Below are 6,595 nucleotides of genomic sequence, written 5' to 3'. Positions count from 1 at the left end.
ATTCACCGTAYCCAGATCATGGCGCACGCGAGATGGACGAAGCCCATGAAGGCAGAGATGGTTTTCTCGCAGCGCAGGGCGATCCTTCGAAAGCGCTTGAGTTTGTTGAAGAAGCATTCGACCTGATGGCGCTCCTTGTAGAGCCTCCAGTCGATGGTAGGGGCGATGGCGCGGCTGGGATTGGCCTTGATCTGCGCGGTCGCGCCAAGGTCATCGACAATGAAGGCGCGTAGCGGATCGGCATCGTAGGCAGCATCGGCGATGACGTGGCCGACGCCTTCCAGCCCGGACAGAAGCGTCTGGGCCTGCGGGCAATCGCCATATTGCCCTGGTGTCGGACATATCCGAAGCGGCAGACCGATCGCATCGACGGCGGCGTGCAACTTGGTCGTCAGGCCGCCGCGCGAACGACCGATGGCGGCACTTTCAGCCCCCCTTTTGCGCCGCTCGCATCGGCGTGGACCTTCGAGATCGTGCTGTCGATCATCACATATTCGAAGTCCGGCGTGTCGGCCATGGCATGGAAAAGTCCCTCCCATACCCCGTTGCGTGACCATCGGCGGAAGCGCGCATGAACTGCCGTCCACTTACCGAATATATCCGGTAGATCGCGCCAATGCGNGGAAAAGTCCCTCCCATACCCCGTTGCGTGACCATCGGCGGAAGCGCGCATGAACTGCCGTCCACTTACCGAATATATCCGGTAGATCGCGCCAATGCGTCGCGTTGCCCGCCATCCACAGGATCGCATCGACAAACAGCCGATTATCAACGCCGCTGCGTCCAGGCGTCCCGGCACGACCCGGAAGATACCCCTTGATCCGGCTCCATTGCTCGTCCGTCAGCACCCGTCTGCTCAAAGATCGTCTCCTTCAACGACCTTGAATCAGATCTCATGCAAAATGGAAATCCTATGAATGCAGACAGCGCCTAGNGTCCGTCAGCACCCGTCTGCTCAAAGATCGTCTCCTTCAACGACCTTGAATCAGATCTCATGCAAAATGGAAATCCTATGAATGCAGACAGCGCCTAGCGCGCCCATCTCCAGCTTGGCGGTGCGGCGTGTCCCTTGGATAGGTTTTGCCCCCGAAGCGATGACGCCTCGCGCCGGTGAAGCGGCGCGACCGCGCTCTACGGCGCGAAGCGAGGCTTATCGCCGCCAAGCCCCGGTGCCGGGTCTCGGCCTGGCGGTGACGATCGGCTGGCGCGGGTCAGCGCTGCTGACCCTTGCGGTCGCCGCTTGCGCGGCGGCGCTGTTGGTGGCCTCTCCCGGTGGCGCGGGAGTGGTATGGTCAAGGCCCAAATGGCTACCTTTGACCATTGCGGGTTCTGATTGGCTTGTGGGACATACCTGCCGTCCACGAGCAAAAGGAGCGACGGCGGGTATCGGCTAAATCGGTCATTCACAGTATCGCGGCGAGTGATGGCGCATGACCGCGCCTGACTGACTCTTGCAGAAGGCGAACCGATCTAGTTCCGTGGAAATATTGGCCGTTGAGCGGCGGGCAGGGATCGACGTCGTGAGGCAGTCTTTGGGAAAATGGCGACGTTGGCTCTTTCGAAACGGTCAGGAAAAGCCGCCATTCCGGGCTTTTTGGTGGACCGGCAAGGCGTAGCTGCCAGCAGTTCTGCCACCAAATACAATTAAAAGCGTGCGCTGATGCCCAATTTGATGGTTCTGGGACGCAGCGGCGTCATCTGTTTGCGTTGTGCCAGACTGTAAGGATTGCCGTAGGCGAATGTATCGGCACGGACATCAGCCGCATTGCCGATGCTGATCGAGACGGAGACTGAGTTGAAGTCGATGGAGGTCGTCGCGTCGGTCACGAGATAGCCGCCCTGATACACATCGAGCAGAGGGCCGAACCCCAGATGCGAACGGCCCACATATCGCAGCGACGCATCAGCGTTGAAACGTGTGCCGTCCGACACCTTGCGGCTCCATGCAGCGCCTAGCCGCGCGCCGTTGCGCGGGACATTCGGCAAGGCGCGCGTAAGGCGGCCATCATCCTCTCCATCGGACACGATATAACCGGCGGCAGGATGCGAAAGTTCGCTGTCGTTGAGGAAGGCCGAAACAGTGAGCGTCAGCGCCGCCTCCGGTTGCCATGTCAGATCCACATCGAGACCCCGGATGATGCCGCGTCCGATATTGGCGGTATAGGGCAAGCCGGGATCGCGGATCAGGTCCGCCTGAATGTCGCGCCAATCGGCGATGAAGATGGCGGCCCGTGCCGAGAAAGGGGCGTGCTCGCTACTTCCCAACCTCATGCCCAGCTCATACAAATGAAGGTCGTCGGCCGAGAACTCGCGGCTTTCCAGGCGGGTTTCCGCCAAGGTGATCCCAAGTCCGCCTGGCCTGTACCCTTGCTGATACTGGAAGAAGAAGGATGATTGTCCGGTTGGTCTCCAGTCGAGCGCAAGAGTCCCGGACCAGCGCATTTCGGTGCTTGACTGGTGGTCTATCACATCGGCGCGATCGACGCTGAGCGCCTGGCGATTGCGGGCGAAGGTCAGCCGTCCACCGATCGTCCCTGTCAGGCTGGAGGTCAATCGATGCGCATATTTTCCGAAAAGCGCGGCTTCCGCCTGTCGATTTGCGACTTCTCCAAGAAGGGAGGAACCGTCGCGAGGGGCAATGGACAGCGCAACCCTGCTGCTGTTGACGAGGAGCGCGAAACCGCCGACCCAGGGCGTTTCGGCATCGCCCCCGGACATCCGGCTTTCATGGGAGAAGAGGGTGATATGATTGCTTTCGCCCGCCACGATGGGCGCGGTCGTGCCGTCGAGGCCGGTGGCGTCGAAAACCGCATCGAGGCGATGGCGCGCGACAGAAGTGGCGGTAAAGAGATCAGCCATTCCCAGACGGCGCTGGGCAGTCACATAACCAAGCCGGTAATCATTGGCGAACGGTTGGGCGATGGGGGCGTCGCGCGTCAGCGGTGGATCGCCGCGAAACGTATATTGCCCGTCCTCGCTCCTCATTTTTTGCCGGACGATGCCAAGCGAGATATCCCATCCACCGGCGTCCCTGGCGCGCAGGGTGAAGCGCTGCCCGCTGCGCGTCGTGCCGTTGATGTCGCGCCGATCCTGCGCCGGGGCGTCGATATAGCCGGCTGCGCGGCCGCCATAGACGATGAGACGCGCGGCGATCCTGTCGTGCGAAAGGGGGAGGTTGAGCATGGCGGCGGCATCATGGCTGATGCCACCTTTGTGGGTTGTGCCGATGCTGGCTGATGCCGATCCCGCCGACGCGGCCAGATCGGGTGCGGTCGGAACGAGGCGGATGATGCCGCCGAGCGACCCGGCCCCATATAGTGCGCCTTGCGGGCCGACCAATATTTCGGCTCGCTGCATATCGTAGAGGCTGAGATCCGGGTCGGGCGCGCTGTAATTCAGCCGGATGTCGCCCAGATACTGGCCCGTCGTGGCCTGTGTGGGTCCGGTAAAGCTGCTGTCGGCGATACCGCGAATGAAGAATTTGTTACGGCCCGGTCCTAAATTGGTCGATCCCAGCGCGGGAAGGCGCTGTGAGAGCGACGCCATGTCGCTGCCCGCTGCTCGCATGTCCTCGGTGAGATCGACCAGTTTTACCGATCCGGGATAGCGGTCGAACGCAATATTCTGCTTGCTGGCCGTTACGATGATCGGCGTCGCATCGTCGATATATGAAGGCGTCGAGGGTTTAGGCGCGGGCTGGGCCGCGGTCGTGCGTGCGGGCCGCCGCCTGATGATCCGAATGATGCCAGGGCCATAGGTCCGTGCAACGCCATTCGTACCCCGCAACGCCTGTGCGAGTGCTGCCTGTAGCGACAGACGCCCTCGTGCCCCCGGCGAATTTTGGGCGGCCAGTCCCGGCTCGGCCAGGATGATCGTAACCCGTGCGCGCAGGCCTATGGAGATCAGCACATCTTCCAGACGGCCGGGCGGGATATCGTAGGTCTCCGCATGCGCGCCGGTCGTGCTGGCCAGACCCGCGATCAGCGCTGTCGCTGCAACTATCCCTTTATTGATCACCACTATCGACGGGTTTCATATTCCAGTTGCCGGATACCGCTTCCAGTTCCACGCCCAGCGCGCGCTTCAGACGGTCCAGTTGCCCGGCTCCCGAACCATCGATGGCGATCGTACCGTGGAACGGTCGCGCGGCAATCACAGGAGACACGGTAATGCGCACGTCAAGCGCGCGGGACAGATCCTGCGCCACCTGCGAAAGTGCCTCTCCCCTATAGATGAGTTGCCTGTTTTGCCAAGAGCCTACGGCCTCGACGGGTGTGGGCGCGACGCGCACCGGCTCGCCATCGCCCGCATCCTCCAGCCCTTGCCCTGCATCGAGGGGAATGCCGTCCTTGCCGGGATTGTAGACGACCTTCCCCTCCGCGACGGCCACGCGCACCTTGCCGGCATCGCGCACGACGTTGAAGATCGTGCCCGCATCCTCGATGCTGGTGTCCCCGACATCCAATCGGAAGGGATTGGCGGCGTCATGGCGGACGTGGAACAGGGCCTCTCCACCCGCGAGCGCCGCAAAACGCGCATCCTTGCGGTCGAACGTCATGCGTGTCGCGCCGTTCAGGATAATCCGCGTGCCGGCATCCAGCGTCACGATCCTGGTCTCTCCGGCTCGGGTGGCAATCTCGTAACGGTCCGGCGCGAAGCGAGGGATCAGCAGTAGTGCCAGGGCCGCCGATGCTGCGAGGGCACCACCCGCCAGAACCCAGCGTCGCTTGGAGCCACGGATCGACGGTTCCTGCTCGCCGCTGTCATTGGCCGCTTCGCGAAACACGACGTCGGGCAACAGCGGATCAATCTCATGATCCGCATTCTCGACGGCCTCATAGGCCGCCACATGGCGATCATCCTCGGCCAACCAAACGGTGAACGCCTCCCACAGGGCGTCGTCGCCATGGTAAAGCCGGATATGCCAGTCGATGGCCTGCGACGTTATACTCTCCATCTCAGTCGTCATGATGCCCCCCAAGACCTCTGAGACTCCGCAGACTGCCAGCATCCTCATCAATCCGTCGTTTCACGTCGGCAACGGCTTCATAGGCGCGGGCCAGATGTTTTTCGACAGCACTGACGCTGATGTCGATGTCGGCGGCAATCGCGCGCTGCGGTTCACCATCAATGCGAAAGCGGCGGAAGATCTGGCGGGTGCGCTCCGGCAGGGCGTCGAGCGCGCGTTGCAGCAGCGCGAGTCTCTGGCGATGCATGATCCGCGCCTCCGCCGATGGGGTCTGGTCCGTCGCCCGGCTGGCGCCGCTATGGGCGTCGACCCATGCTTCCTCGCGCCGCGCGCGCCGCCCGGCCGTGCGCCGGTGCAGCAGGAAATGATTGGTGGCCATCCGGTAAAGATAGGCGCGCGGCTGATCGACCAAGCCGACCTGATCGGTCGATAGCTTGAGTCCTATGTCCTGAAGAATATCCTCCGCCTCCTCCGCCGTCGCGCCCCTGACCGTCAGGTAACGGAGAAGGGCGGGCCGCGTTTGCATGAAGGCTTCGAGCAGCCCGCTGTTCGACATGATCTTGGTGGCGTCCTTTGCCGGGCAACGGAGCGTCCGTCCTAGCCACGGCGGCAGCGCCTAACAATCGGCTTCTGCGCGAGGCTCAAGCGGCCTTCGCCGAAATATCGATTTTTTTGATGAGGAGGCGGCGGGAGGCCGGTGTCTCAAGGAGCGTGTATGCAAACGCGCGGGCCGAAAGGCCTAGCGCCAACGGTTGAGTATATGATGGTTTCTGCTTTTCGGGTCGGCAGTTTCATGCTGGCCGCCCACATGATGATCCTGCCAGCTATCGGTCGCGCCCAGACCCCCGATCATGTCGTGATCGGTGTCGGGGCGGTCCATGCACCGGCCTATCAGGGCGCTGATGATTATCGCACTCTGCCCATCCCGGTCGTCGATATTGTGCGAGGTCCATTTTTCGCCAATTTGCGCAACGGCGTCGGCATCCATGTCGTCGATACGCCGACCGTGACTCTGGGCGGCAGCATCGCCTTCCTGCCGGGCTATCGGCGGCGCGATGCGCCCGATGGGATCGGCAGGCTTTCGGCCGGCGCCGGTGGGCGGCTGTTCGCCACGGTCCGCGCCGGCGGTCTGGTGGCCACGCTGGGCGGGACGCAAGGCTTTGCCGGTGGCACCCAGGGCTTCGTCGCCGACGCCAGCCTTGCCTATCCGATCGTCGCTGGCGCGCGCCTGATGCTGATCCCGGCGGTCGCGACGTCCTGGGCGGACGCCAAGCATAACGACCGTTATTTCGGCGTCAGCGCAAGGCAGGCGCGCGCGTCCGGCCTTCCTGAGTTTCAGGTGGGCCAAGGCTTCAAGGATGTCACGGCTTCGCTGACAGCCAGCTATCGCCTGACCGATCGGATCAGCCTCAGCGCCTCGGCAGGCGCTACCGCCCTGCTCGGCGACGCTGCCGACAGCCCCCTCGTTTTTCACAAGGTCCAGCCTCGGGGCTTGCTCTCCTTGTCCTACCGCTTCGGCTCATGAAGCCGACGGGTCGCATGCCGGCCGGGAGCGAAAGCTCCTGGTCGGCAACAGCGAGAGCGGTCAACGGCGATGCGCCGACCGACAATATTAAAGGAAATGAC

At 62.8% G+C, this 6,595-nt stretch carries 6 protein-coding genes; 1 reads left to right on the top strand and 5 read right to left on the bottom strand.

From position 1 onward, the window contains the following. Positions 1–2: 2 nt before the first annotated feature. The 5 genes from ASE85_RS24080 to ASE85_RS17335 all read right to left on the bottom strand — a co-directional run bounded on the left by ASE85_RS24080 (position 3) and on the right by ASE85_RS17335 (position 5,525). Positions 3–539 carry an IS5 family transposase gene (locus tag ASE85_RS24080; RefSeq protein WP_268795141.1) on the bottom strand — a complete coding sequence of 179 codons (537 nt, stop codon included), beginning with the start codon at positions 537–539 and terminating at the stop codon, positions 3–5. An 83-nt stretch (positions 540–622) separates the two neighbouring features. Then, a partial coding sequence (locus tag ASE85_RS24070) for a transposase (RefSeq protein WP_235523598.1) occupies positions 623–860 on the bottom strand: 238 nt, incomplete at its 3' end. Between the two features lie 784 nt (positions 861–1,644). Then, positions 1,645–4,020 (bottom strand): TonB-dependent receptor, encoded by a 2,376-nt coding sequence (locus ASE85_RS17345; protein ID WP_056691211.1) that lies wholly within the window; start codon positions 4,018–4,020, stop codon positions 1,645–1,647. Further along, a complete protein-coding gene (locus ASE85_RS17340; RefSeq protein ID WP_162237481.1) occupies positions 4,007–4,969 on the bottom strand; it encodes a FecR family protein in 963 nt (320 codons plus the stop codon). Before ASE85_RS17340 ends, ASE85_RS17345 begins: the two co-directional genes overlap by 14 nt. After that, entirely contained in the window at positions 4,959–5,525 is a 567-nt protein-coding gene (locus ASE85_RS17335) for an RNA polymerase sigma factor (protein WP_056691205.1), read from the bottom strand. The genes ASE85_RS17340 and ASE85_RS17335 overlap by 11 nt, the downstream gene beginning before the upstream one ends. Before the next feature lie 204 nt (positions 5,526–5,729). On the opposite strand from ASE85_RS17335, the gene ASE85_RS17330 reads away from it, so the two are divergent. Continuing rightward, positions 5,730–6,494 carry a MipA/OmpV family protein gene (locus ASE85_RS17330; protein ID WP_162237480.1) on the top strand — a complete coding sequence of 255 codons (765 nt, stop codon included), beginning with the start codon at positions 5,730–5,732 and terminating at the stop codon, positions 6,492–6,494. Positions 6,495–6,595 lie beyond the last annotated feature (101 nt).

This window comes from Sphingobium sp. Leaf26, assembly GCF_001421665.1.
Classification (GTDB): domain Bacteria; phylum Pseudomonadota; class Alphaproteobacteria; order Sphingomonadales; family Sphingomonadaceae; genus Sphingobium.
Note: the sequence above shows the minus strand (reverse complement) of the source record. Positions and strands in the feature narration are given on the sequence as shown.

What these genes read in the sequence shown, in the direction of transcription:
- ASE85_RS17330 (WP_162237480.1), top strand. Translation starts at nt 5,730, where the DNA reads ATGATGGTTTCTGCTTTTCGGGTCGGCAGTTTCATGCTGGCCGCCCAC.
- ASE85_RS17335 (WP_056691205.1), bottom strand. Translation starts at nt 5,525, where the DNA reads ATGTCGAACAGCGGGCTGCTCGAAGCCTTCATGCAAACGCGGCCCGCC.
- ASE85_RS17340 (WP_162237481.1), bottom strand. Translation starts at nt 4,969, where the DNA reads ATGACGACTGAGATGGAGAGTATAACGTCGCAGGCCATCGACTGGCAT.